Source organism: Prochlorococcus marinus str. MIT 9401 (assembly GCF_000760095.1).
Taxonomy (GTDB): Bacteria; Cyanobacteriota; Cyanobacteriia; order PCC-6307; family Cyanobiaceae; genus Prochlorococcus_A; species Prochlorococcus_A marinus_I.
The window spans coordinates 50,972-77,333 of sequence record NZ_JNAR01000002.1 but is presented as its reverse complement, the minus strand read 5'-3'; the positions used below and the strand labels follow the sequence as shown (position 1 = coordinate 77,333).

The 26,362-nt window shown below is 27.0% G+C and carries 24 protein-coding genes; 15 read left to right on the top strand and 9 right to left on the bottom strand.

Annotated elements, in window-relative coordinates:
- Position 1: 1 nt before the first annotated feature.
- From rfbA to EV01_RS07930, 8 genes are all read left to right on the top strand, one after another.
- Positions 2-880: a glucose-1-phosphate thymidylyltransferase RfbA gene (gene rfbA, locus EV01_RS07895; protein ID WP_032518327.1), complete on the top strand. Its 879-nt coding sequence runs from the start codon at positions 2-4 to the stop codon at positions 878-880.
- A gap of 98 nt (positions 881-978) precedes the next feature.
- A complete protein-coding gene (locus tag EV01_RS07900; protein ID WP_032518326.1) occupies positions 979-1,923 on the top strand; it encodes a UDP-glucuronic acid decarboxylase family protein in 945 nt (314 codons plus the stop codon).
- A 3-nt stretch (positions 1,924-1,926) separates the two neighbouring features.
- Positions 1,927-2,787, top strand: a complete 861-nt coding sequence (locus EV01_RS07905) for a hypothetical protein (RefSeq protein ID WP_032518325.1) — start codon at positions 1,927-1,929, stop codon at positions 2,785-2,787.
- A gap of 323 nt (positions 2,788-3,110) precedes the next feature.
- Entirely contained in the window at positions 3,111-3,620 is a 510-nt protein-coding gene (locus tag EV01_RS07910; protein WP_152556203.1) for a glycosyltransferase family 25 protein, read from the top strand.
- Between the two features lie 20 nt (positions 3,621-3,640).
- Complete coding sequence (locus EV01_RS07915) at positions 3,641-4,633, top strand: hypothetical protein (RefSeq protein WP_050496436.1); 993 nt, start codon at positions 3,641-3,643, stop codon at positions 4,631-4,633.
- The gene (locus EV01_RS07920) at positions 4,633-5,874 is read left to right on the top strand and encodes a glycosyltransferase (protein WP_032518323.1); all 1,242 of its coding nucleotides are present in this window, start codon (positions 4,633-4,635) and stop codon (positions 5,872-5,874) included. The genes EV01_RS07915 and EV01_RS07920 overlap by 1 nt, the downstream gene beginning before the upstream one ends.
- Positions 5,871-6,596, top strand: coding sequence for a hypothetical protein (locus tag EV01_RS07925; protein ID WP_032518322.1), 726 nt, complete (start codon positions 5,871-5,873; stop codon positions 6,594-6,596). The genes EV01_RS07920 and EV01_RS07925 overlap by 4 nt, the downstream gene beginning before the upstream one ends.
- A complete protein-coding gene (locus EV01_RS07930) occupies positions 6,597-7,469 on the top strand; it encodes a glycosyltransferase (protein ID WP_032518321.1) in 873 nt (290 codons plus the stop codon). It begins immediately after the preceding gene.
- On the opposite strand, the gene EV01_RS0108740 is transcribed toward EV01_RS07930, so the two are convergent.
- The gene (locus EV01_RS0108740; RefSeq protein ID WP_032523267.1) at positions 7,388-8,257 is read right to left on the bottom strand and encodes a hypothetical protein; all 870 of its coding nucleotides are present in this window, start codon (positions 8,255-8,257) and stop codon (positions 7,388-7,390) included. The genes EV01_RS07930 and EV01_RS0108740 overlap by 82 nt on opposite strands.
- Positions 8,258-8,371: 114 nt before the next feature.
- Between EV01_RS0108740 and EV01_RS07935 the strand changes: the two genes are divergently transcribed.
- The 3 genes from EV01_RS07935 (at position 8,372) to EV01_RS07945 (ending at position 12,662) form a co-directional block, all read left to right on the top strand.
- Positions 8,372-9,271: a glycosyltransferase gene (locus EV01_RS07935; RefSeq protein ID WP_032518562.1), complete on the top strand. Its 900-nt coding sequence runs from the start codon at positions 8,372-8,374 to the stop codon at positions 9,269-9,271.
- A gap of 13 nt (positions 9,272-9,284) precedes the next feature.
- A complete protein-coding gene (locus EV01_RS07940) occupies positions 9,285-10,544 on the top strand; it encodes a glycosyltransferase (protein WP_032518318.1) in 1,260 nt (419 codons plus the stop codon).
- Between the two features lie 225 nt (positions 10,545-10,769).
- Positions 10,770-12,662: a polysaccharide biosynthesis protein gene (locus EV01_RS07945; RefSeq protein ID WP_032518561.1), complete on the top strand. Its 1,893-nt coding sequence runs from the start codon at positions 10,770-10,772 to the stop codon at positions 12,660-12,662.
- A gap of 7 nt (positions 12,663-12,669) precedes the next feature.
- Here EV01_RS07945 and rfbB read toward each other — a convergent pair whose 3' ends face one another.
- Complete coding sequence (gene rfbB, locus EV01_RS07950; RefSeq protein WP_032518459.1) at positions 12,670-13,731, bottom strand: dTDP-glucose 4,6-dehydratase; 1,062 nt, start codon at positions 13,729-13,731, stop codon at positions 12,670-12,672.
- Positions 13,732-13,842: 111 nt separating this feature from the next.
- Positions 13,843-14,841: a glycosyltransferase family 2 protein gene (locus EV01_RS07955; RefSeq protein WP_032518316.1), complete on the bottom strand. Its 999-nt coding sequence runs from the start codon at positions 14,839-14,841 to the stop codon at positions 13,843-13,845.
- Positions 14,842-15,023: 182 nt separating this feature from the next.
- On the opposite strand from EV01_RS07955, the gene EV01_RS07960 reads away from it, so the two are divergent.
- Both EV01_RS07960 and EV01_RS07965 read left to right on the top strand, forming a co-directional pair.
- Positions 15,024-16,775: an ATP-binding cassette domain-containing protein gene (locus EV01_RS07960; protein ID WP_032518560.1), complete on the top strand. Its 1,752-nt coding sequence runs from the start codon at positions 15,024-15,026 to the stop codon at positions 16,773-16,775.
- Between the two features lie 82 nt (positions 16,776-16,857).
- Positions 16,858-18,018, top strand: a complete 1,161-nt coding sequence (locus EV01_RS07965) for a DegT/DnrJ/EryC1/StrS family aminotransferase (RefSeq protein ID WP_050496397.1) — start codon at positions 16,858-16,860, stop codon at positions 18,016-18,018.
- A 10-nt stretch (positions 18,019-18,028) separates the two neighbouring features.
- On the opposite strand, the gene EV01_RS07970 is transcribed toward EV01_RS07965, so the two are convergent.
- The 6 genes from EV01_RS07970 to galE all read right to left on the bottom strand — a co-directional run bounded on the left by EV01_RS07970 (position 18,029) and on the right by galE (position 23,868).
- Positions 18,029-18,688, bottom strand: a complete 660-nt coding sequence (locus EV01_RS07970) for a hypothetical protein (RefSeq protein WP_032518314.1) — start codon at positions 18,686-18,688, stop codon at positions 18,029-18,031.
- A 10-nt stretch (positions 18,689-18,698) separates the two neighbouring features.
- Positions 18,699-19,823 carry a hypothetical protein gene (locus tag EV01_RS07975; RefSeq protein WP_032518313.1) on the bottom strand — a complete coding sequence of 375 codons (1,125 nt, stop codon included), beginning with the start codon at positions 19,821-19,823 and terminating at the stop codon, positions 18,699-18,701.
- A complete protein-coding gene (locus EV01_RS10075) occupies positions 19,804-20,175 on the bottom strand; it encodes a GtrA family protein (RefSeq protein WP_032518312.1) in 372 nt (123 codons plus the stop codon). The genes EV01_RS07975 and EV01_RS10075 overlap by 20 nt, the downstream gene beginning before the upstream one ends.
- Positions 20,176-20,182: 7 nt before the next feature.
- On the bottom strand, positions 20,183-21,229 hold the full coding sequence (locus EV01_RS07985) for an SDR family NAD(P)-dependent oxidoreductase (RefSeq protein ID WP_032518311.1): 1,047 nt from the start codon (positions 21,227-21,229) through the stop codon (positions 20,183-20,185).
- 96 nt (positions 21,230-21,325) lie between these two features.
- The gene (locus tag EV01_RS07990) at positions 21,326-22,756 is read right to left on the bottom strand and encodes a mannose-1-phosphate guanylyltransferase/mannose-6-phosphate isomerase (protein WP_032518310.1); all 1,431 of its coding nucleotides are present in this window, start codon (positions 22,754-22,756) and stop codon (positions 21,326-21,328) included.
- Positions 22,757-22,806: 50 nt separating this feature from the next.
- Positions 22,807-23,868 carry a UDP-glucose 4-epimerase GalE gene (gene galE / locus EV01_RS07995; protein WP_032518309.1) on the bottom strand — a complete coding sequence of 354 codons (1,062 nt, stop codon included), beginning with the start codon at positions 23,866-23,868 and terminating at the stop codon, positions 22,807-22,809.
- A 194-nt stretch (positions 23,869-24,062) separates the two neighbouring features.
- Here galE and gmd point away from each other — a divergent pair, with 194 nt between their 5' ends.
- Both gmd and EV01_RS08005 read left to right on the top strand, forming a co-directional pair.
- Positions 24,063-25,178, top strand: a complete 1,116-nt coding sequence (gene gmd, locus EV01_RS08000; protein WP_032518308.1) for a GDP-mannose 4,6-dehydratase — start codon at positions 24,063-24,065, stop codon at positions 25,176-25,178.
- Positions 25,179-25,231: 53 nt separating this feature from the next.
- The gene (locus EV01_RS08005; RefSeq protein WP_032518307.1) at positions 25,232-26,227 is read left to right on the top strand and encodes a GDP-L-fucose synthase family protein; all 996 of its coding nucleotides are present in this window, start codon (positions 25,232-25,234) and stop codon (positions 26,225-26,227) included.
- Positions 26,228-26,362 lie beyond the last annotated feature (135 nt).

The following is a 26,362-nucleotide window of genomic DNA, read 5'->3' as shown; positions in this document are numbered from 1 at the left end:
AGTGAAAGGGATTATATTAGCTGGGGGCAAAGGTTCACGGCTTGCACCACTCACTGATACTTTTAGTAAACAACTTTTGCCTGTTTACGATAAACCAATGATCTACTATCCATTAAGCACTTTAATGCTTATGGGTATTAAGGAGATATTAATTATAACTACAAAAAGAGACGAAATCTTATTCAAGAATTTATTTGGAGATGGAGGAAACCTTGGCATTAAGCTTTCTTATGAGGTCCAAGAAGAGGCAAATGGGATACCTCAAGCATTCATTCTGGCTGAAAAATTTATCAAAAATTCAAAAGTTGCTTTGATACTTGGTGATAATATTTTTTATGGTCATGATTTAACAAATCAACTAATTGCATCAACTAAAAATAAATCTGAAGCAACTATTTTTGCATATAGGGTCTTAGATCCAAGTAGATTTGGAATCATAAATTTAGATCAATCAAATCGTCCACTTTCCATAGAAGAAAAACCTAAATCTTCAAAAAGTGACTTTGCTATAACTGGCTTATATATTTATGAAAGTAACGTAATTGAGTATGTCAAGCAGCTTAAATTATCTAATAGAGGAGAATTAGAAATAACTGACCTTAATAATATTTATCTCGATCAAAAAAAATTAAAAGTTGAAATATTAGGTAGAGGAATAGCATGGCTCGACACTGGTACTTTCGACTCTTTACAAGACGCAAGCTTATTTATTAAAACAATAGAGATGAGACAAGGATTAAAGATAGGCTGTCCAGAGGAAATAGCATGGAGATTAAATTATATTAGTGATATTGAATTTAAAAATGTAGCAAATAAATATTTAAATAGTCCTTATGGTGATTACTTAATTAAAATACTCAATGAACCAGAAAATAAATAGTATATTGAAGTTTTAGACTAATTAAATATTTAAATCAAATAAGTAACCATGTTATTATTGACTGATAAAAATAGATAAAAATATCGCGCTTCGAAATTATGGAAGGATACAATACTACAGTTAATTTAGTAACAGGTGGAGCTGGTTTTCTAGGTTCACACTTGATAGATAGATTAATGAATAAAGGTGAGCAAGTGATTTGCTTAGATAATTTCTTTACTGGTACAAAAGATAATTTACTTAAGTGGAATAACAATCCTAATTTTGAATTAATAAGGCACGATATCACAAAGCCCATAACTCTTGAAGTTAACAAAATTTGGCACTTGGCTTGTCCTGCTTCGCCAATACATTATCAGTTCAATCCTATAAAAACCGCAAAAACTAGTTTTCTTGGAACATATAATATGTTGGGGATGGCAAAAAGAGTTGGAGCAAAATTCTTCTTAGCTAGTACCAGCGAAATTTATGGGGATCCTGAGATACATCCTCAGCCAGAAACTTATAGAGGTAATGTTAACCCAATTGGAGTAAGAAGCTGTTATGACGAAGGTAAAAGAATTGCAGAAACATTGACCTTTGATTACAAGAGATCACATGATTTAGAAATAAAAGTAGCTAGGATTTTTAATACATATGGACCTAGAATGCTTCCTAATGATGGAAGAGTTATTAGCAATTTAATTATGCAGGGATTAAGTAGTGAAAGTATGACTCTTTATGGCGATGGATGCCAAACTCGCTCTTTCTGTTATGTAAATGATTTAATTGAGGGATTTATTAGATTAATGGACTCCAGAGAGAGTGGTCCATTAAATTTAGGAAATCCCAATGAAATCACGATCATAGATCTTGCAAGATTAATTTCAAAGAAATTAAATATAAAGGAAAAGTTTATATTTAAAGAACTGCCTCAAGATGATCCTTTACAAAGAAAACCAATAATCCAAAAAGCTCAAGAAAAATTAAATTGGGATCCGAAAATTGATTTAGATAGTGGACTTGAGAAAACAATTGCATATTTCAAAACCATAAAAAATTAAAAATTGAAAAAGCTTCTTAATAAAAAAGAAATTCTCGATTTATGGGATTTGATTCTCAAAGACAAAAATAATTTATATATTTGTACGTTAACGACAAAAAACATATCAAATAACTTTGCATTTTTATTTAGAAACAGAATCATAAAATATTTAGCCCCTCCAAAAGTGAAAATTATTAATTTAGATTTTGATTTAATAGACTGCAAAGAAGAGGTAGAAAAAACCAAAAATAATAAAAGCAAGCATACTATTCATTCTTATATGATTTCGGAATCAATCAAATTATTAGAAAAAAATAGTTTTTGTTTACTAATTGATATTGATGCGTTCCCACTAAATGAAATGGCTATTAAGACTTCTTTTAGCTTGGCAAAATTAAAAGGAATTAATGGAAATATGCAAAGAACAAATTGTATAGAAAATAATAAAAATATTTTCATTGCAGAATCTTTTATTTGCTTCAATGTAGATATGGTTAAAGATCATGGTGATAATTTATGGAAAGTTAATGAGAGATCAGATGTCAGTGAAGAAATATCATGGCTTTACCCAGAACTTATTGATGAACATTTGTTTAAACCTGTAAAAACATTATTTAAGCCAATTTGGAATTTAAAAGAAGAATTTCCCGAATATGGAATCGGTACAACATTTGGATACGGGAATCAAAAAATAAATTATCATCATTTTTATGCAAGAAATTTTTTAAGTAGACTACATTTTTTCTTTATAAGTTTTATATTTTACCTAAAAATAATCTCTAGAAATAAGAAAAAAATAAATTTAGAATTTAGCAAAATTTTAATCTCCCTTATAAGCGAGATTAAATTTTCGTTGAAATATATTTTAGGGAAATTAGATTAGTGTTTATAAAGGCATTCATAATACACAATAAATCGAAAGATAGGTATTTATTGCGCTCAAATATTTCTAAGATTCTTAAAAAAAATATGATCAAATACAAAATGATAAGTAAACAAAACAAAATCATTATTAATTCAAATAACTTAACCAATAGACTTAAATTTTTCTATTATCTTTTCAAAAGATTTGAATTTGACTTAAAGCATAAAAATGAAAAGAGAATATATAAAAGACTTTTTTGCAGTTTCTTATATCTATCTAAACTTACATTTAATTTTGTATTTTTTAGCAATAATAAAGTTTCAAATTCTTTAAAAAGAATAATGATTGAAAATGAAGTTACTAAAAAGCATATTAAAGCTTGGAGGAATTTCAATATCAGTTCTGCAGAGTATATTATGGTTTTCGAAGATGATGTTGTTTGCAAAAAATATTCAAATAAAAAATTAAAAGAATTAATTAAGAGTTTAAAAACCGCTAATTTTAAGTATCAATATATTGACTTGGCAGGTGGTTATTCACTAGAAAAGGTGATTCCAAAAAACAAAATAATTCAGAAAAATGATGATTTCATAATTACTAATGGCATATTTACTAATACAGCTTGTGGGTATTTAATAAACAAGAGCTTAGTAAGAAATTGGCTTAATCATCTTGATAAAGAAAAATTTGATAAAAAATTTCCAATAGATTTTCTTATGAATTATTTAGGAGATAATATTAAATCAAAAACAATTTCAAAACATTTTATAGATCCAATCTTTTTACATGGTTCATTTAATGGCAAAGTAAATTCATGGCAAGCTGCTTTTAAATCTCAAAAAACTATTTGAAAATAAATAAGGTTTATATTATGAAAAAAGAAAAATTTAAAACTCCAATTTTGCTTATTGCTTGGAAAAGACCAGATAAAACGTTAAAAATTCTTAATGCAATTAAAAAAGTAAAACCACAATATTTTTATATTGCCTGTGATGGAGCAAATAATAATGACGATTTTTTAAAGTTTCAAGTAAATTTGACTAGAAAAAAAATATTGGAAAATATAACTTGGGATTGTGAACTAAAAACTTTATTTTCTGAAATAAACCAAGGATGTAAAATAGGAGTTAGTAATGCAATTTCATGGTTTTTTAATAATGTAGAGAAAGGCATTATTATTGAGGATGATTGTTTGCCTCATCAAGATTTTTTCTATTTTTGTGATGAATTATTAGACAAATATGAGGATGACAAAAGAATATGGAGCATTTCAGGAAATAATATACATAGAGAAAAACCTATTGAGCCAGATTCATATTTTTTTAGTAAATATTCTCATTGTTGGGGTTGGGCCACATGGAAAAGATGTTGGTCAAAATATGATAGAGATATTTTAGATTGGCCAGCTTATAAGTCGAAAGGAGTACTTAACAGAATATTTGATTCAGAAAGAGAAAAAGTTTTCTGGATGAAAACTCTTGATAATATTTATTACCATTCAAAACCAAATACATGGGATTATCAGTGGAGTTATACATGTTTTATTAATTCAGGGTTGAGTATTATCCCTAAAGAAAATCTTATTTATAATATTGGTTTTGATGATGAAGCTACTCATACAAGATATGGAAATCCCAATGAAGCTTTAAAAAGTTACAAAAGATTCACTAGCAAAGTTTTTCCATTAAAACATCCTTTAAATATTCACCGCAGCATTGAAATAGATAAATATACTGATGCAATTTGTTATTCTGGTCCTGAACTTTTTACAAAATTATGGATAAAAATTAATTTTAAAAAAATAATAATTAAGATTAAAATTATTTTAAAAATTATATTTAATAAATTTAATAATTTTTTTTAATGAAAGTAATTCACTTATCTCATACCCATGACAAAAGCGGAGCAGGAATAGCTGCAAAAAGAATTCATTCGAGCATTTTTCAGAATAAAAAATTAAATATTAAAAGCTCAATGCGTGTTAATAGATTATTTGATAAAAATGACCAATCAATTTATGGCCCCAGTTACATTAATAAAATAATAGTTTTAATTAAAATGTTTTTAGAAAGAAAAATTATTAATTTTTTAGCATATAAAGACAGTAATTTTCATTCTCTATCGATTCTTCCAAATTACCTTTATAAAGAAATAAACAATTATGATATTGACTTAGTACATCTCCACTGGGTTCAGCATGAGATGCTATCAATTGAATCAATCGGTAAGATCAAAAAACCAATAATATGGACATTCCATGACTCATGGCCTTATCAAAAAACAGCTCACTATCCTATTTTTAAAAAAAAAGTAAATCAAATTAATCAAAAATATAAATTACAGAAACTTGTAGACAATTGGTGTTTAAGAAGAAAAAAAGATTCATGGAACAATTATATGGCGATAGTTTGTCCAAGCACATGGATGGCTAATAATGTAAAAAAGTCAGAATTAATGAATAAACACCATATTGAAGTTATACCTAATCCTCTTGATACAAACATTTTCAAACCTTTTGAGGCTAATCAAGCAAGATCCATATTAGGGATAAATAAAAAAAGTAAAGTTATTTTGTTTGGTGCTTTAGATGGTTCAAAAGATCCAAGAAAAGGATTTGATTTATTTAAAAAAATAATTGAAAAATTACCTCAAGACTTTAACGAAATCGAAGTTTTAATCTTTGGTAGCAAATTAGCTCCTTCTCAATTTAAAAATAAAATACCCATAAGAAACTTAGGAATAATAAAGGATCGAAGACATTTAGCAAAAATTTATTCTGCTTCTGATCTAATGGTAATTCCTTCTAGGTTAGAATCCTTTGGACAAACCGCTAGTGAAGCTCATAGTTGCGGAACCCCTGTAATAGCTTTTGATACATCTGGATTAAAAGATATAGTATTAAATGAATCCACAGGATTTTTAATTAAAAAATATGACTGTGAAGAAATGTCTAGGAAGATTATTTCTTTAATAGAAAACAAAAAATTAATAAAGAAGTTTAGTGATAATGCGAGAAAAAGAGCTTTAGAAAAATGGTCTTATGAAGTTGTATCTCATGAATATTTTAAATTGTATGAGAAAGTATATAATTTAACTATTCAATGAATTATATTAAAGACTTATATATAATTACTCCTTTTAAAGGTAATAATATTAAAAGATTAAAAGAAACTATAGAATCTTTAAAAAAACTCAAAGTTGGTTTTAAGGTAACTCACTTATTGATTCATTATAGTTCAAAATTAGAAATCATAGAAAATTTAAAAAGTTTTAACAAAACAAAAACATATGATTTATTGACTTATTCAATAAAAAAACCTGGAATTTATAACGCAATTAATAAAGGACTTGATAATATAAGAATAGATGATTCATATTTAGTTTTAGGATCTGGAGATATATTAAAATCAGAAAATAATCAGAAAATAAATCTTTTAAATGAGAATATAATTTTTATAAATTATAAATTATCCAACAATTTAGAAACAAAATTATTTAGAAATAAGTACCTTGGAATGCCCTATTGCCATAATGCAATAATATTCAAAAATAATTATCTAAGATACTCTACAAAATATAAAATCTCATCAGATTATGAATATTTCATGAATTACATTAGGATTAATAAAATAAACCTTGAAAAATGTAAGAATAATATAAACTATCAGATAAATTTAATTTTTGAAGCAGAATCAGGAATAAGTTCGAATTCAATTTTCAGAAAAAATTTTGAAAATTTACTCATATGTTTTAGATATTTTGGTCTGAAAGGGATTTTTATAAATTTAATAAATAAAATACTCAAGATTTTTTCTTATTTAAGGTAAATGCAATATTGCGATATCATAATTCCAATTTGGGAAAAAAGTGAGAAAAAAGAATTAATTAAATCCTTAGATTCTCTAATAGATGAAGAAAAATTTATAAAAAATATTATTTTAGTAATAGATGGATTTAAAAATTTTCCAGAATATTTGCCAAATATACATTTTCTTCAATCTAAATTTATTGTTGTCTACAAATTCAATAATTCTGGGCCAGGATATGCAAGAAACTGTGGTGTAATTTTTTCAACGAGTGAAAATATAATTTTTCTAGATTCAGGAGATATAAATACAAATAAAAGAATAAAAAAACAATTAAATGCACTTAAGAATAGAGATGCTTGTTTTGGAAATATTGAGGAGATTCGACCAAGATCAACTAAATTAGTTAGAAAATCATGTCCAAATCTTGCCATAGCAAAGAAATTAATAGCTTATAAAACTCCTTTTAATAATGTTACATTAGCTATCAAGAAAAAATCTTTTTTAGAAATTGGTGGATACCCCAGTTTAAGAACAGCCGAAGACTGGGTTTTAATGGGCAAAATAATTAAAAACAATTTAAAGATAAAGGTAATTGATCAGATTTTAGTCTCTATTGATATAGATCCAAGATTTAATTCCAGAAGGAGAGGATTATTAGTTTACAAAGATATATACAGATGTTTAAGTTTTAATTATCAACAAAATTTATATAGTAGATTTGATTTTATATTATCTATAGTTATAAACTTTTTATTTAGAGTAGTTATTCCAAAACCAATTTTTTCGTATCTATATAGAATTTTAAGAACCTATTTTTTAAATTCCTTAGCAACTTTGGCGTTCAAAAAGAAACCTAATAATAGTATTATCAAAGAAACAAAAGCAAGGTGAATTATATTGTTATAAATTGGATTAATACATAGCAATGAGACAGAACCTATATATATGAGAGAGATTTTACTGTGACTTAAACCTGATTGATATAATCTTTGATATAAATGCAGTTTATGTGGCAAAAGTATATTTTGATGATTAAATGCGCGGCCAATAATTGTGAAAGTACAATCGAGGATGAAAGGCGTTAATAAAAATAAAAACTTTATTGCTTCTGATATATTTGGCTGATTTAATAACATTATTAAAAAAGCTCCTCCAAGAAATAGACTTCCAGTATCGCCCAAAAATAATTTGGCTGGACTCCAATTAAAGATAAGTAATGATATTAAACAGGGTATTAAGAAATATGCAGGATAATGATTCGTCACACAAAATTTTATTGTTATGACTAGAAAAGAACCACATATTAAACCATCAATCCCATCCATAAAATTAATATAGTTGACTATAGTTAGAGCAAAAAATAAAAATCCAAGGATTATAAAAAATTGGTATTCGTTATTCAAGAATAAATTATTATTAAAATAAAAAATTAAGATAGAGAATACTATTTGAAAGAATAATTTAAATTTATATGATAATTTAAATGCATCATCAAAAAATCCTATTAAAGCTAATGGAATTGTTAAAAGCCATTTATAATCTTTAGTAATTATTGAAAATAATAAAATTATTAATATAAATATTATTCCCCCACCACTTGGTGTTGATTTAACGTGGGAACTTCTTTCATTCGGCATATCAAGTATGTATCTATGAGAAAAAGGAATGAAAAGAAACAAAAACAATAGAGATATTAAAAATAGAATTAAAAAGTACATTTTCAAATTTTAATGTTGAAATAATTAAAAACACTTAAACTAAATATTGGATGATATTATTAGAAAAAAAAAAAATTGAAAAATAATTCTTCTTGGTGTTTTCTTTATCATCATGATAAAAACGAAAAATGGAGCTTACCTGTTGGATTTGCCAATGAATTAGAGTCACAAGGAATAAGTTTAAAAAGAAAAGAGTTCCATAACCCCTTAGAGTTTAAGTTACCAAATAATGAATATATAAAAAAGAATAAAATAACAGTTTTACTTATTTTTTATTCTGGATATAGTGATTACTTAGACAAGGAATTAATAAATTTTAAAAAACAATTTCCAAAGATTCTTATAATTAACGAACTTGGAGATGAACCACAAACTCGACCATTAAATTACATCAGGGCGGCATTATCAGATATATCACTATCTCCAGATTATGAATCATTTTTATATTGGAAAAATAAAGGATTTAATTGTTATTGGTTTACGCATTGGGCTGATAGCAAAATTTTTTACCAAAATAATTATCAAGATAGAAAGATATTAATTGGAACTTCTTCTGGCAAAAGAAAATATACTTCTATGCTTAAAATACTTTTTCGAAATAATTTTCAAAATAAACGATTGAGAGATGAAGAAAATACGCTTTTTTATAACAACGTTAAAATAGTTTTTCAATATGCAAGATGGTTTGAAATAACACGAAGAATATTTGAAGCAAGTGCCTGTGGATGTTGTGTTATTACTAATAAATTACCAAAAGAAAAAAGACTTGAAAATATTTTTAATCATAATGAAAGCATAATTTTTTATGAAAATAGATTATCTTTAATACTTGAGATTTTAAAACTTATTTTGAATCCAAAAAAGATACAAAGGATAGCTAATACTGCCTCTTACATAGTAAATCAGAATCATACAGTAAAAAAACGGGTAGAATTTTTAATAAACGAAGTAAATAAATTACAAAAAAAAATTTAATTTTAATCTTGACATGAAATTATTAATTTATATTGAACAGTCAAAAATTTTGGAAAATATGTTGCTGCCTGCACAAGTTAATCCTGGATTTGGAGGGACAACTTATTCAGCAATAAGGCTTGCCTTTGAGCTTCACCAAAAATACCAACTAGAAGAAAGCGATATTAAAGTTTCACTCATAACTAAAAACTTTGATGAAAAAAATTTTAATGGAATGGAAGTTATTAATTTCAATCAATTAGAAAACTATTTTTGTGATATTTTTTTGATTTCTGGTGATATTTTTGATTTTTTATTAAAACAAAATATAAGACTTAATACAAAAAGATTAATAGCGTGGATACATCATCCATTTGATTATGACAAAATAAATAAGTCAAAAAAATTAAATGCAGAGATTGTATCTGTAGGCAAATCACAGTTTATATCAAATTATTTTATTGCAGGAAACCACAATCATATTGAAAATTTATTTTGTGCGAGAAGGATTAGAAAAAGTGCAATATTTGATAAATTAATCAATCAAAATAAAAAAAATAGATTAAATGATTTTAAGAACAATATTACTTTTGGTTATATGGGAGCTTTAGTACCTAGTAAAGGATTCCATCAAATAGCGAGATATTGGAGAGATATTTTAGATTTGTGTTACGCAAGAGATTTACAACCAAGATTAGAAGTGATTGGGGGTACAAATTTATACGGGTTTGATGAAAATCATTCTAAAATTCCTACAACATTGGAATATGGGAATTTAATAGAAAAAATGATTGGGAAAGAAATAGATAGTACAGTTTTTTTTCATGGTACGTTAGATCAAAAAAGATATAAATTGATGTCAAGATGTGACATCGCAATAGTGAATCCAGAAGGCTATGGCGAGGCATTTCCTGCATCTATTCTTGAGTGGATGAGTTTATCAATTCCAGTTATAGGATCTCAAAACTATGGTTGTTATGATGCAATGAGATTTAATTATCCTCTAACAATCAAAAGCAATAAAGAAATAGTTAAAAAAATAAAATTCTTTTTAAATTTGAATACTCTTGAAAAAGAGAATTTGAAAGACCTAAGTTATAATATTGCCAACTATTTCTCATCAAAGCAAGAATATATAGTCAATAAATGGATTCTTTTATTTAAACAACAATTTCAAAAAATCAATGAATATCCCTCAAAAATTATTGTTATAAAATTACTTTATGATTGGTTGAAATATGTTTTTAAAAAAATTTTTAAAAAATTATTTTTGATGAAAATAAAAAATAAATAATTTTCTTTTTTGGATCTAATCATAGATATTTTAAAAAGACTTTTTTAATTAGAATTTATGAAGACATCAATTTCTTCATTAAAAATAAATGGGACTTTTAGATTGATACAATTGTCTCCAAAGCATTAAGTGAGTTATCATAAAAATAAAATAATATAAAGTTAATTATTTCTAAAGAAATATAAAAACTTTAAAGTAAACTCATATCTTTGAATAATTTTGATCATGAAAAAAATAAGGAAATTACTTCACTCTAAAAAAATAGGAAAAAAAGGCAGACTTTTCATTTTAATTTTTTTAGATGCCATCTTAATTATTTCTTCTGTTTTAATTGTTTTCTTCGTTTTACAAAATGAAAGCATATACCCTCTTATTTATATTAGTAAGTGGTTAATTCCCTCTTTGATTTTTCTAGGATTACCTTTCTATCTATTCAGCAATCAATATCAGAGTTTAACAAGATATGTAGGGGCAAAATCTTTTTATGCTTTAGCAAGCAGAAATGGCATATTATTGATTCTAATAGCATTTATTAGTGAAATATTAGGTCTTCCAAGACCATCTAAAAGTAGTTGGATACTTATTTGGATTACATTATCATTACTATCAACACTTTTTAGATTTGCCGCAAGAGATTTATTAATAAACTTTGATAATGCAAATTTACAAAATAGTAAAAGAGTAGCGATATATGGTTCAGGATCTGCCGCAGTCCAACTCGTCGCAGCACTAAAAGTTTCTGGTAGAAACAAAATAGTATGTTTTATTGAGGACATCCCTGCTTTATGGGGAAGAACAATTTGGGATATTCCAATAAAATCTGAAAAGTTTCTTGAAGGTATAAGTAATATTGAGCAGATATTATTAGCCAAGCCCAGTATGAGTCAATCCAAAAGGCGATCAATTATAAAACTTGCAAAAAATAAAAATATTTCAGTAATGCAAATACCATCATTAGATGATTTAACGACAGGAAAAGCAAAAATTGATTCACTAGAACCTATATCAATAGAAGATTTATTAGGAAGAGATTCAATAAAGATAGACATCAGCACTATAAAACCAAATATACAAAACAAATCTATATGTGTTACTGGAGGGGGAGGCTCAATTGGTTTTGAATTATGTAATCAGATCATAAGTCTTAATCCCAAATACTTAATCATAATTGATAATAATGAACCAAGTCTTTATCAAACTAATCAAGAACTAAAAAATAAAGTCCCGAAAGATACTACTATAGTTCCAGTTTTAGGATCTGCAAAAAATTATTTATTATTGAAAGAAACTTTTGAAACTTATAAAGTCAATATTATTTTTCATGCAGCTGCTTATAAACATGTACCGATTGTAGAGAATAATCCTATGACTGGTATAGAAAATAATGTTTTTGCCACCAAGACGGTTTGTGAAGCAGCAGTAAATACAAATATTGAACAAGTCATATTAATATCAACAGATAAAGCAGTAAGACCAGAAAATATAATGGGGGCATCTAAAAGACTCTCTGAATTGATAATTCAAGGATATGCAGAAGAAGAAAAAAAGAAAAGTTCGAATGATCGTTACTACCCTATGACTTTATTTTCTATGGTGAGATTCGGAAATGTACTTGCATCTTCTGGTTCGGTTGTCCCATTATTTAAGAAACAAATTCTTAATGGTGGTCCAGTTACACTTACGCATAAAGATATAGTGAGATACTTTATGACAATTTCTGAAGCAACTCAATTAGTCTTAATTTCATCATCTATGGCGCAAGGTGGGGATGTCTTTTTACTTGATATGGGAGAGCCAGTTAAAATAATTTTATTAGCAGAACAAATGATTAAACTTAGTGGTTTGAAAGTCAAAAACAATTCAAATCCAAATGGAGATATCGAAATAATTGAAACCGGTTTAAGGCCAGGAGAAAAATTGTTTGAAGAACTACTTATAAATGCTGAAGCAAAAAAAACCAATCATCCGTTAATTTTTAGAGCTGTTGAAAATTCATGGCCATTTAAAGAACTAATTAATGAATTAAAATTTATGAAAAAAAATCTTGACATTAACGAGAAATCTAAAGTATTGATGTCCCTCTCAAAATTAGTTCCTGAATGGAATAAATTCTCCTGAAATGAATTTAGAATTTATTAATCCTAAGAAAAGATTCATTCAACCAATTTTGATTTAATAAATACCAATCTATTGTGGAAGATAATGCATTTTTAAATTTATACCTTGGCTTCCAATGTAAATCTTTTGATATTTTTGCATTATCTATGGCATATCTAAAATCGTGTCCAGCTCTATCTTTAACATAATTAATAAGACTATTATGAGATTTATCCCATGGAATTTTTTGATCTAGATCCTCACAAATAGATTTAACAACATTAATGTTTGATAACTGATTGTTACCTCCAACACAAAAAGTTTCTCCAGCTTTTGCATTTCGCACACATATCAATAAAGCCTCAATATGGTCATCAATATATATCCAGTCTCTAACGTTAAGACCATTTCCATAAATAGGGATATTCTGATGATTTAAACATTTATAAATTGTTAATGGAATTAACTTTTCAGGGATTTGCCATTTACCAAAGTTATTTGAGCAATTAGTAATAATCGAAGGAAGTCCGTATGTATTTAGCCAAGATCTTACAAGATGATCACATGAAGCTTTAGATGCGGAATAAGGACTCATCGGATTATATTTTGATACCTCTGAAAAAAATCCTTCCTCATCTAATGAACCAAATACTTCATCCGTACTAATATAATGAAATAGAAAATTTGAAGATTTTTCATAACTTAATGTTTTCCAATATTCAGTAGCAGATTCAAGTAAATTTATAGTTCCACAAATATTATTTGATATAAAACTGCTTGGATTTTTTATTGATCTATCTACATGACTTTCAGCCGCTAAGTGCATTATAATGTCTGGTTCTGATAATGAAATTATCTCTTTTGTAGATGAAAAATGATTTAAATCAGCCTTAAAAAATTTATATCTATTTCTATCTATAGATTTATTGCTATCTATAAATTGATTTATACTCTCTGGGTTGCTGGCGTAAGTTAATTTATCTAAATTAAATATATTGCAATTTGTATTTTCTAAAAAATACCTTACCAAAGCTCCTCCAATAAAGCCTGAACCGCCTGTTATGAGAATATTTTTAAAAGATCTAGACAAAAGTTTAATTGCAATACTCAATTATAGTATTAACTTAAACAAGTTATTAAAAATAGTTGAGATTTATAAAATTATTTTGCTGTATAATTAAGATTTAAAAAAATTTGATTTTTAGATACGATTTCTAAAATAGATTTTTCTTACTTTCTTTCTATTTGATAAGTCATAGAAAACAAAAAAAATAAAAAATATTATTGTAATTAATATAGAACCAACAAATGCATTAGCATTTCCAGCTGAAACAAATTTTTGACTGATAATACTTGGATATATTTTATAAATAAAAAATATAGATGCTATTAAAAAATTAATAAATGAAGCAATAAAAAAAAGTGTGCCAAGATTTAATTTTAAAAAATAATGTTGATTTATTCTTCTTGCTATTGAAAAGATCCAAAATTTTAAAATCGGTACAATCATATCTATGCTATTCATAGCACTTTCCCAATCTTCACCATAGATAGCTTCCATATGAAACTCATGAATATCCACGTTTAGATTACTACAAGCCTTTAAAAGACTAGATTCAAATAAATAACGCTTTTCTATTTTCTGAGAAAATTTTGGAGAAATTAAATATAGAAGAGTCAATTTATTCAATGAAATAAACCCATTAGCTATATCAGTTAAGCCTTTATACGATAATGAGATTCTTGCCAAAGGTTCAAGAAAATAAGAGCCTAATCTTCTGAAATAAGGTGATTCAATATTTGAAACAGGCATACAAAATCTACTACCTTTGACAAGGACAAGTTTGTTAGCTGAAATAGTCAAAAGATAAGGGATTAAATCAAATAAATAATCTGCTGGATGTTGTCCATCAGCATCCATTTTTATAAAAAAATCATGCTTATCCTGGAGTGCCTTTTTGAACCCAAAAAAAGTAGCAAAACCAACGCCTTGATTTTTGCCTAAGTGAAATATAAATAGTCCCTCCCTTTTACCAACTTCCTTAAAACTTTTATCTGGACAACAATCATCAATAAGATAAACAAAAAGTTTACATGAGTCTGATATTGCATCTCTAACTCTAAAAACTTCATCTATAAATTTACCTACTTTATTTTTAGCTTTATAACAGGGAACTATTATTGAAATAGAAGCTTTCATAAAGCAAAATTATTTTCAATTTTATTATACATTTTGATTAAAAAATTTATTATCAAATCAATTTACCAAGTAATAATTTTTTGATTTTATATTAAAAAAATTTATTACAGAAAGGTCATTTAAAGATAGACTGTAATAGGATTTTTGATATCGCTGTATGTTAATTATTACATCCAATGAATATGGCTTTAAAAAATAATTTTTTAGATGTTTTTTTATCTTTTAATTTATGGAAATATATCTCAAATAAAAGGAAACGTCAACTCGGATTTTTAAGCATACTAATTATTATAAGCGGAATAAGTGAAATCTTTACTCTCACATCTATTGCTCCTTTTTTAGAAATACTAGCTAATCCACAAAGCAAGATTGAAAATAACATTCTCAGAAATATTTATGATTTACAATTTAGTTTTTTAAGTCTAGATAAGTTAACCTTTATGCTTATCGTTTTTCTTTTATTTTTAACATTATCTGCATTAATTAGATTATTAATTTTATATTTAAATGATTTCATTTCCGCACTTATTGGCAATGAATTAGGAGTAAAAACATTTTCAAGTTTTCTATATAGACCATATGAATTTCATTTAGAAAATAATACAAGTAAAATGATATCTTTAATTGTTACGAAAATTGATTCAGCAATAGATTCTATAAGAAGCATCATAAATATAATTTGTTCAGCAATAATTCTAATTTCTATATTCACTACACTAATAGGAATAAATATTTTTATCACAACAGCAACATTAGCCTCTATTCTCTTATTTTATTTACTGCTCGCTTTAATACTTAGAAAAAGACTTGGAGTCATCAGCAAAAAGAGATCTTTTTTAATAAGATCGCAAACACAATCAATACAGGAAGGGCTTGGATTTATTAGAGATATTATAATTGATAATTGTCAAAATTATTTTTTAAAAATATTTACTTTTAATGATCGGTCTTTAAGAATAATAGATGCAAGAAGTTATTTTATAGCTGGCTCACCAAAGTATATTTTAGAAGTTCTTGGAATTATATTTTTATTAGTAACTTCAATTTTGTATAAAGAAAATATAGGCAATGAATTATCAATAATACCTTTATTAGGATCTATTGCATTTGGAATGCAGCGAATTCTTCCAGTAATACAACAAATTTATTCCTCTTTTGTCATTCTTTCTACTAATAAAGATTCAATATTAGATTTAGTTGAGATATTAAAACATACTGGTAAAAGTCAGGAATTTATTAACGCCTCATCTCGAAAAATTCTTAAATTTGAAGAAGAAATTTCTTTAGAAAAAATCTCCTTTAAGTATTCAAATAACCCTAAATATATTATTGAAAATTTAAATTTAAATATAAAAAAAGGCTCAGTTCTTGGAATTATTGGCAAGTCAGGATCTGGCAAGAGTACACTTATAGATATAATAATGGGCTTGATTAAACCTCAAAAAGGTTCCGTTAAAGTAGATGGAGTGGAACTATTATTTGGAGAGAATGGAAATACGAAGCAATGGTTCCCAAGAATTTCTCATGTTCCACAGGAAATCTTTATTTCTGATAATTCAATACAAGAAAATATTGCATTTGGAATAAATAAGGACTCAATAGACAATGCGCAATTATTAAAAGCAATAAAAAATTCACAACTTGATTCATTAATTCGCAACACCAAATATGGTTTAAATATGTATGTTGGAGAAAGAGGGGCTTTGTTGAGTGGAGGTCAAAAACAGAGAATAGGTTTTGCTAGAGCTTTATATAAAGGTGGCGATTTGCTAATTCTTGATGAATTTACAAGTGCATTGGATGTAAAGACTGAAGAATCTTTAATAGAAACTATTAAAAACCTAAAGCGCCAAGTGACCATAATCATTGTTAGCCACAAAAAATCGTTATTAGGATTTTGCGATGAAATAATTGAACTAGAAAGTAATTGTTGAAAAATTAAATTTATATTATTTAGAATAAAATCACCATATTTATAGTCTACAAATTAGACTTATCTTAATTTTTAAAAGTTTTATGCATAATATTTCTCAGAAAGGGATGAATGAATTTCCAATACTTCAACCTGAAGAAGGTATCCCATTGTTCTATCCATTCATAGCTCCAGAAGCAAAAGATGAAATATTAGATACTCTCTCATCAAGATGGATAGGACAAGGTCCGAAAGTTGATAAATTTGAAAACCTTTTTAAGAAAATGATTTGTCCTAATAATTATGTAGTTGCCACAGGAAGTGGGACTGATTCGCTGCATTTGGCCTACATTTTAGCTGGTATAAAAGAGGGTGATGAAGTTATAACTCCAGTATTCACTTGTACAGCAACAAATCTACCTATCCTATACGAGAGAGCAAAACCTGTTTTTGCAGATATAGATCCTGAAACTATGAATATAAATGTGGATGATATTGAACATAGAATTACTTCGCGAACCAAAGCAATTGTCTCTGTTGATTATGGTGGTATTCCAGCTGATTATATAAATTTAAAAAAAATTGCCGTTAAATATAATTTAAAATTAATCTCAGACTCTGCTCAATCTTTAGGCTCAAAGATAAAAGGAAAGTCCCCCGCTGAATATGCTGATTTTACAACCTATTCTTTTCAAGCTATCAAAACTATTACAACTGCTGATGGAGGTTTACTGTCCATTAAGGATCAAAAACTTTACGATTTAGCAAAAAGAATTAGGTGGTTTGGAATAGATAGGAAATTAAAACAAAAAGGTACTTGGGAAAATGATATAAAAGAGATAGGATTCAAATATCAAATGACAGATTTATCTGCATGTTTGGGTATATCTGGATTAAAACATCTTGACAGAATAATACTTAAGAGAAAAGAGTTATTTAAAATATATCATGATAATATTGATCATCATGATATTAAATTGATTTATCCAAATAAGGATTTGGATTTTGATATAGTTCCTTGGTTATGCACTGTGATAGTAAATAGAAATAGATACGGACTTATGAAAAAATTAAGAGAGAATGGAATAGAAAGTGCTCAAGTACATTATAGAAATGATAGATATTCAGTTTTTGGTAAAAGACTTAATAACCTTACTAATATGAATTCCTTAGAAGATAAATATTTAGTTTTACCCCTTCATCATATGATGCAAAATTCAGATTGCCTAAATATATGCAAAACAATAAATGAGGGATGGGAGTAATTTTAGAAAATTATTTTTTCGAAAATAAAATATTTGTATATATAGTCCTATCTAAATATTTTTTTTCTACACTAGCAAACTTATTATCAATTACAGATTTAAAACTTATTTCGTACCCTCTTATTTCAAAAAAGGTAAATAATTCATCTATAGATCTAACGTATTGTTTCCCTTTATATCCTGTAAACTGCAATGATTCAAAATTTTTTTTAATTGAAAGGGGTGTATGAGTAAAGAGAATATATTTGGATAACAAATTTTTATTTGATTCCAAAAGCTCAAACAAACCTTCAATATATTGCGTAGAAGATCCAAAAATAGATAAATCATAATTTCTGCTCATAATGGATTCCAAGCTTGAATCAATCTGAATATCATCAATGTTTCTTTCATATTTATTATTTGAGCAAAAAGGATCATATATAAAAACTTTTAATTTATCAATATTGATTTTATTTTTTAAATTTGCCCATGGAAGAATATTAGATCCATAATCCAAAACTCTTAAACTTCCGTTTTTGCTAGCTTTTAAAATAACTAAAGCCAAGATATCATGAATATGGTTATAAAACGAATCCTCTACAAAATTAAATTTATTATTTTGATTATGAATAATAATTTTATTATTCAAATTAATAATGGCTTTATTGTAGTTTGACCAATAATTCATGAATAAAGTATTATGTGTTTTTTTGAGATTTAAGATAAGAAAAATTAGTTTCTTCTCTTTTTGGTATAAATTGCCATAACAATAACATAGGTATTAAAGGTAATAAATATCTCATATGTGCTGCACCATACAATGTTGGTAATAAAATTGAAAATGGAATTAATATAATCAAATTTTTTAAAGAGAAATTCATTTTAATCCAAAAGATTAGTTTTATTAATAAAAAAGTATGAAATAAAAAGAAACCTAATGTTGAAAATAAGTTAACAAAACTACTAGATGCTATTTCAACTGGCAAGTTAAAACAATATAAAGAGATAGCCTCCCTTGCTCCAAGATTTAAGCCTAAGTGTATCAACGGGGTAGTTATTAATGAAATAAATTTTGAAAAATTAATTCCAAAATATTGATTGAAAAATTCTGAAATATTCTCAAAAGAAAAGCATCCAAAATTTTGATTTACATACTCTATTCCATAACCTATCTGTGATACGAGTATAAAAGTTGTACAAATCATTGATCCAAAAATCAAATATTTATGGATTTTTGTAAAATTATTTTTTTCAAAAAATAAAAGAATGTATATAAGCATTGAAAAAGGTAATAAAGAATTTCTTAAAAACAAACATAATGTCGAAGTAATTATTAAAAATATATAATTTCTAGTATTCTTAAAAAATAAATATAAGTTAAATATTGAAATTGCTAATAATGGGAAAATACTTGAATCAAGCTTAAGTGAATATAAAACTAAATATGGATGAGAAGCTAATAATATATTAAATAAATATCTACTTTTTTTATTTAAAACTTTAGTAGAAATTAATACATATGGAAAAACAAAAATTATTGAAACTATTGATGAAAAAAATATAAAAATATTGTCGTGCATTGTATTAGCACTATAACCAATAGTACTTACTAGTTTGCTATAAAAATAGTTTGGACTAAAAATATTTAATCCCTCTGCAGAATTATAAAAATCAAGATCAGTAAAGGAAAAAAATCTACTATCATAATCTTTTAAAAAAAGGTAAATTGCAAAACTTGCTAATATCCTAAAAAATATAAAAACATAGAAGGTATTTAAAAAGATTCTTAAACTACTTAATTTTTTATTTTTTTGCAAATACATAGTATTTCTGAGTATAGAAAGATAATAAAGTTAATAATGGAATTACTAATAAAGCAGAAATATTTTTACTTATTAAAAAGTTAATAGTCAATAAATTTATAAAGTAATTATTAATAAACCAACTAAAAATAGCTAAATGAAAATATCTTAAAAAAAATTTATTTTTATTTTTCTCAATAGAAAATACATATTTACTATAAAGATAATAACCAAGAACCAAATTTATAACTTGACTTACAAGAGTTGCAAACAATACTGATGATAAAAACAGTAAGATCTGAAGTACAAAATTTGTTATTAAAAAGTTTAAAAATCCTAGAATTAAAAATTTTTTCTTTAGGTTATTAATCATTAAAATATTACTGCTTATAGTAGTCTGATTCAAAATATTCTTTATACCAACTTGCAAAATTATGTATCCCTTTTTCAAAAGAAGTATTTGGCTTATAATCTACCCAATTTCGAAGCTTGTTGACATTAGCAAATGTAGACTTAACGTCACCCATCTGCATAGGTTTCATTCTTTTAAAAGCTTTAATACCAAATTCAAACTCAAGTCTCTCAATAAAATTTAACAGGTTTATTGGATTATTACTTCCTACATTAAAAATTCTATGAGGAGCAAAAGATGTTGAGGGGTCAGGCCTCTTGTCGTAGAAAGATTTATTCGAAAAAGTTTGTTTAAAGCAACATCTATAAATCGCATCAACTACATCATCTATATAAGTAAAATCTCTTGACATATCTCCATTATTAAATACATTAATTTTTTTGTTTCTTAAGATAGAATCAGCAAATATCATTGGAGCCATATCTGGTCTTCCAAAAGGGCCATAAACAGTAAAAAATCGTAGTCCTGTGCAGGGGATTTGAAAAAGATGACTATATGAATGAGCCAACATTTCATTGGACTTTTTAGTCGCTGCATACACACTTAGAGGATGATCTACATTATCGCTTTCACTAAATGGCAATAGCTTATTTCCACCATATACAGAACTACTTGATGCATATATCAAATGATTAACTTTATAATTACGACAAGCCTCAAGGATATTCACAAAGCCTAAAAGATTGCTTTCAATACAAGATATTGGATTATCTATAGAATATCTAACCCCTGCCTGTGCCGCTAGATTTACAACAACTTGAGGATTATATTTTTCAAAAATTTCATTTATCTTTTTCTTATCCTTTAAATCAACTTTTGCAAATTTCCATAAATTCCGTGTATCTTTATTTTCGATTTTTTCAATTCTTTTTTGTTTAAGTAATATATTATAGTAGTTATTTAAATTATCAATACCAATAACTCTTATTCCTTCAGACAAAAGTCTCTCAACAAAAGCTGCTCCTATAAATCCTGCTGCACCCGTAACAACTATATTTATATCTTTTATAGTCATATTCTTATGAAAATATTATGAATATTTCTTTTTAACTTTAACTTAAGTTAACTCAAAAAAGATTCATAGTAAATTTAAAAAATAATTTCGAGTAGTTTATCTACCATATTTATCATCAAATCTATGTATGTCATCTTCTCCAAGGTATGAACCACTCTGAACTTCAATAAGAGTCAAGCTCAACTTCCCAGGATTAGTAAGGCGGTGCTTACTGCCTAAAGGTATATAGACACTTTGATTCTCTGAATATAGTTCTTGCTTTTCATCAATTTCAACTAATGCTGTCCCAGATACAATGACCCAGTGTTCTGAACGATGATGATGCATTTGCAAGGATAAAGAGGCTTGAGGTTTAACCTCAATTTTTTTTACTTGCCATCTCTTATCATTTGATATTGATGTATAGTTGCCCCATGGTCTATATACCTTTTGATGAAATTTCCCTTCTTTAAATCCTTTTTTGTTCAAATCCTGAACTAAGTATTTTATTTTTTGAGCAGAAGATTTTTTTGATATTAAAACGGAATCATTATTTTCAACAATAATCAAATCTTCAACATCCAAGCACGCCACAATTCTACTTTCACTTCTTAAATAACAATCTTTTACATTATCAATCAGTACATTTCCTTTTATAAAGTTACCTTTGGCATCTTTTTTTTCATTGTCCCATAATGCTTGCCAATTTCCTATATCACTCCAGCCAATATCTAAAGGTATAACTTTTCCTAATTTTGTCTTTTCCATAATTGCAACATCTAAAGAAATGTCTTGACATTTAGAAAAATAATTATTGTCCAATCTAAGAAAATCTAGATCTATTTCTGAATTACTAAGTGATTTCTTGCAAAGTTCCAATATCTTTGGTTCATAATTTGAAAATTCTTTAATTATTTGACTTGCTTTGAACATGAACATTCCACTATTCCAACTAAATTTTTTATCCAAAATCAATTTCTCTGCCAATTGAATATTTGGCTTCTCAATAAACCTGACTATTTTATGAGGTTTTATTTCACTAGAAAATGGCTCAACTGATTCAATATATCCAAATCCAGTTTCTGGACTTTTAGGTACGACCCCAAATGTTACAAGATTATCTGAATAAGCTGTAGTATAACCAACTTCTAAAACTTCAATAAATTTTTCTTCATTCTTAATATTATGATCGGCGGCTAATACTAGTAAAATTGAATCATTATGATCAGATAATGCTCTTACAGCTCCAACTGCAACAGCAGGAGCTGTATTCCTTCCGCAAGTTTCAAGTATTATAGTTTTTGGCTTTATTCCTATTTCCCTCATTTGTTCCGCAACAATAAATCTATGATTTTCATTGCAAATTAAGATTGGACTTTCAATATTTTTTAAAGCTTTTAATCGCTGGAATGTATTCTGTAATAAAGAATTTTTACTTTCACCGATTAAATTTAAATATTGTTTTGGGAAACTTTCCCTTGATAATGGCCAAAGCCTTGAACCACTGCCTCCACACAAAACAATAGGTTGTATCGGTAAATTATTCATAAACAACTAATTAATTATTAATTTACACTTTTGAAGAAAATTAATTTTGGTCAAAAACCTTTATTTAATAATAGTTTATTTTTTATATATCTAAAACTATCAACACAAATATCTTCTAATGTTTTAACAGGTCTCCAATCCAGCAAATTCAAAGCATAATTATTATCAGCGACTAAAAAAGGTGTATCTCCTAATCTTCTGGAAACAAATTGGATTGGTATCCTGATCTTATTATATTTTGAGTAAGCTTCTACAATTTCTAGAACGCTCACACCTTTGCCGGTACCAATATTAACTGATACATTTTGTGGAGAATTACTTTTTAAAAAATTTAAAGCGGCAAAGTGAGCTTCAGCTAGATCCATAATGTGAATGTAGTCTCTTACGCACGTTCCATCTTTCGTGGGCCAGTCTTTACCATATATTGATAATTTATCTAATTTACCAGAGACAACTTTTTCTAAAATAGGAAATAGGTTTGAAACTGGACCTTGAGAATCCTCCCCAATTTTGCCTGAATTGTGCGCACCAACTGGATTAAAATATCTCAAGTTAATTATTTTCCATTTTTTTGAGTCACTCATGTACAAATCCTTCAAGATTTTCTCAATTGCAAGTTTTGTATTTCCATAAGGATTTATGGGATCTTTATAAGAGTTTTCAAAAAGTTTATCGCTCTCAACAGGTCTATAAATAGTAGCACTACTACTAAAGACTAATGTGTTGCATTGATATTTCTGCATTGAAGAAATCAAAGATAATGTGGTATTTATATTAAAATCCCAATATTTTAGTGGTTCTAGAACTGATTCCTTAACAGATTTCAATCCTGCAAAGTGTATTACTGAAGTTATAGGTTTTTTTAGAGAAATTTGTTTAGCAAAAAGACTATCAAGCCACTGGTGGTCCCTTAAATCACCCTCAGAAAAATAAATTTTTCCTAAATTTGAATTATTACTTAACTTTAAAACACTTTTAATATTCTCTAAATTTTTTATTGAACTATTTATCAAGGAATCAACTATAAGAACATCTAATCCTTTATCAATTAAATTTAAACAGGTATGACTCCCTATAAATCCAAGACCACCTGTAGTAAGAATTAATGACAATTAATTATTAATAATTTTTTGCATTATAAATGCTTAAATAAAAAATATAAATATGAAAATAAATTATTAATTTAGAATTCAACATTTATTTTTGGAAAATACTTTGAAATATTTATAGATAAAAAGATAGCCAATTTATTTTTAAGTAAAAAACATCTTATTATATAATTTAATAATTATTTAGGGAGAAATTTATGAATAGAGAGGAAGAAATATTATCAAAAAAGGTTGCATTAATAACAGGAATAACAGGACAAGATGGCAGTTATCTAGCAGAATTTCTATTGAAAAAAGGTTATGTTGTTCATGGAATTAAAAGAAGATCAAGTAGTCTTAATACAGAAAGAATAGATCACCTTTATCAAGATCCCCAAGTTTTTAATAGGAATTTTATTCTTCATTATGGTGACTTAACCGACAGTACAAATTTAATACGTATAATTCAAGAAGCTAAACCAGACGAAATTTATAATTTAGGTGCCCAAAGCCATGTAGCAGTTAGCTTTGAAACACCAGAATATACTGCTAATAGCGATGCACTAGGAACTCTAAGAATCCTTGAAGCAGTTAGATTATTAGGCCTTAAAGAAAAAACAAAGATTTATCAAGCTAGCACAAGTGAACTTTATGGGAAGATCTTAGAGTCTCCTCAAAACGAAAATACTCCCTTTTATCCAAGAAGTCCTTATGGGGTGGCGAAACTATATGCCTATTGGATTGCAGTGAACTATAGAGAGGCGTATGGATTATTTACTTGTAATGGAATTTTATTTAATCATGAAAGTCCAAGAAGAGGAGAAACTTTTGTGACTCGAAAAATAACAAGAGGTCTTGCAAGGATTAATGCGGGCCTAGAAAAATGTTTATATTTAGGTAACCTTGACGCCAAAAGAGATTGGGGTCATGCCAGAGATTATGTTGAAATGCAATGGCTTATGTTACAACAAAGTGAGCCTCAAGATTATGTCATCGCCTCTGGCAGAATGGAAACTGTACGTAGATTTATAGAAATTGCTTCTAAAAAAATTGGCTGGGGAAAAGGTAAAAATGAATCTGGAATATATTGGGAGGGTGAAGGTATTAATCAAATTGGCAGAAGATATGATAATAACGAAATAGTTATTAAAGTTGATCCAAAATATTTTAGGCCTACAGAAGTTGATGAATTATTAGGAGATCCATCAAAGGCTAGAGAAAAACTTGGTTGGTTTCCTAAAATATCGCTTGAAGAATTAATTGAGGAAATGATCTCTAATGATAAAAATGAGGCGAATAAGGAGTTGCTCCTTATGAAAAAAAATATTCATTAAATTCTGATTAAGCTTTAATTAATAAAAAAAATTAATAGTAATAAATTACTCAAATGTCAAAAAAAATCTCACTAAGTGAAAAAATCTTTTTAGCCGGTTCAACTGGAATGGCTGGCAGTGCTATTAAAAGAATTTTGAAAAAATATAATTATGGCGAGTCTATAAACGGTGGAGAAATTCTTAGCCCTTCAAGAAATGAACTTGATCTTTTAGATACATATGCAGTAAATAAATGGTTCAAAAGAAATAAACCAACAGTTGTAATAATTGCCGCAGCAAAGGTTGGGGGTATTGTTGCGAATATGAGTGAACCATCTTCATTTCTTCTTGAAAACCTAAAAATACAAACAAATTTAATAGAAGCGTCTTGGATTAATAATGTAAAAAGATTACTATTCCTTGGTAGCAGTTGTATTTATCCAAAATTTGCCTCTCAACCAATAAAAGAAGAATATTTATTGTCCGGAGATCTTGAAAAAACAAATGAATGGTATGCAATAGCTAAGATTTCGGGTATCAAACTATGTCAAGCATTGCGCAAACAGCATAATTTTGATGCCATAAGTCTATTACCTACAAACCTTTATGGCGAAAATGATAATTATCATCCCTTAAATAGTCATGTTATGGCAGCACTATTATCAAAATTTTATAATGCCAAAAAAAATTCTCTTGATGCAGTTACTTGCTGGGGTACAGGTCAACCCATGAGAGAATTTATGCATGTTGACGACTTAGGCGAAGCGGTAGTATTTGCTTTAGAAAATTGGGATCCCTCTGATAAAAATGCACCTTTAGATGAGAATGGAGAATCTTTGACCTATCTAAATGTTGGAACCGGCAAAGACCTGAGTATATTTGAATTATCAAAAAAAATTGCCTCAATTACAGGTTTTGAAGGGGAAATTATTTGGGACAAGTCTAAGCCTGATGGAACATTTAGAAAAGTTCTTAATGTTGATAGAATTCATGAATTAGGCTGGAAGCATAAAATCAGCCTAAATGATGGCATTAAAAAAACTCTCGATAACGAATTTCATAATAAATAAACATTTTTAAAGAAAAAAATACTTTAATTAATGATTATGAAATGATTTGAGAATTATTTTTTTTGGCAATATTAAGATATATAGTAATCTATAGCTCAAACAAATTTTGATTAACTAAAAATTTTTATTTAATAT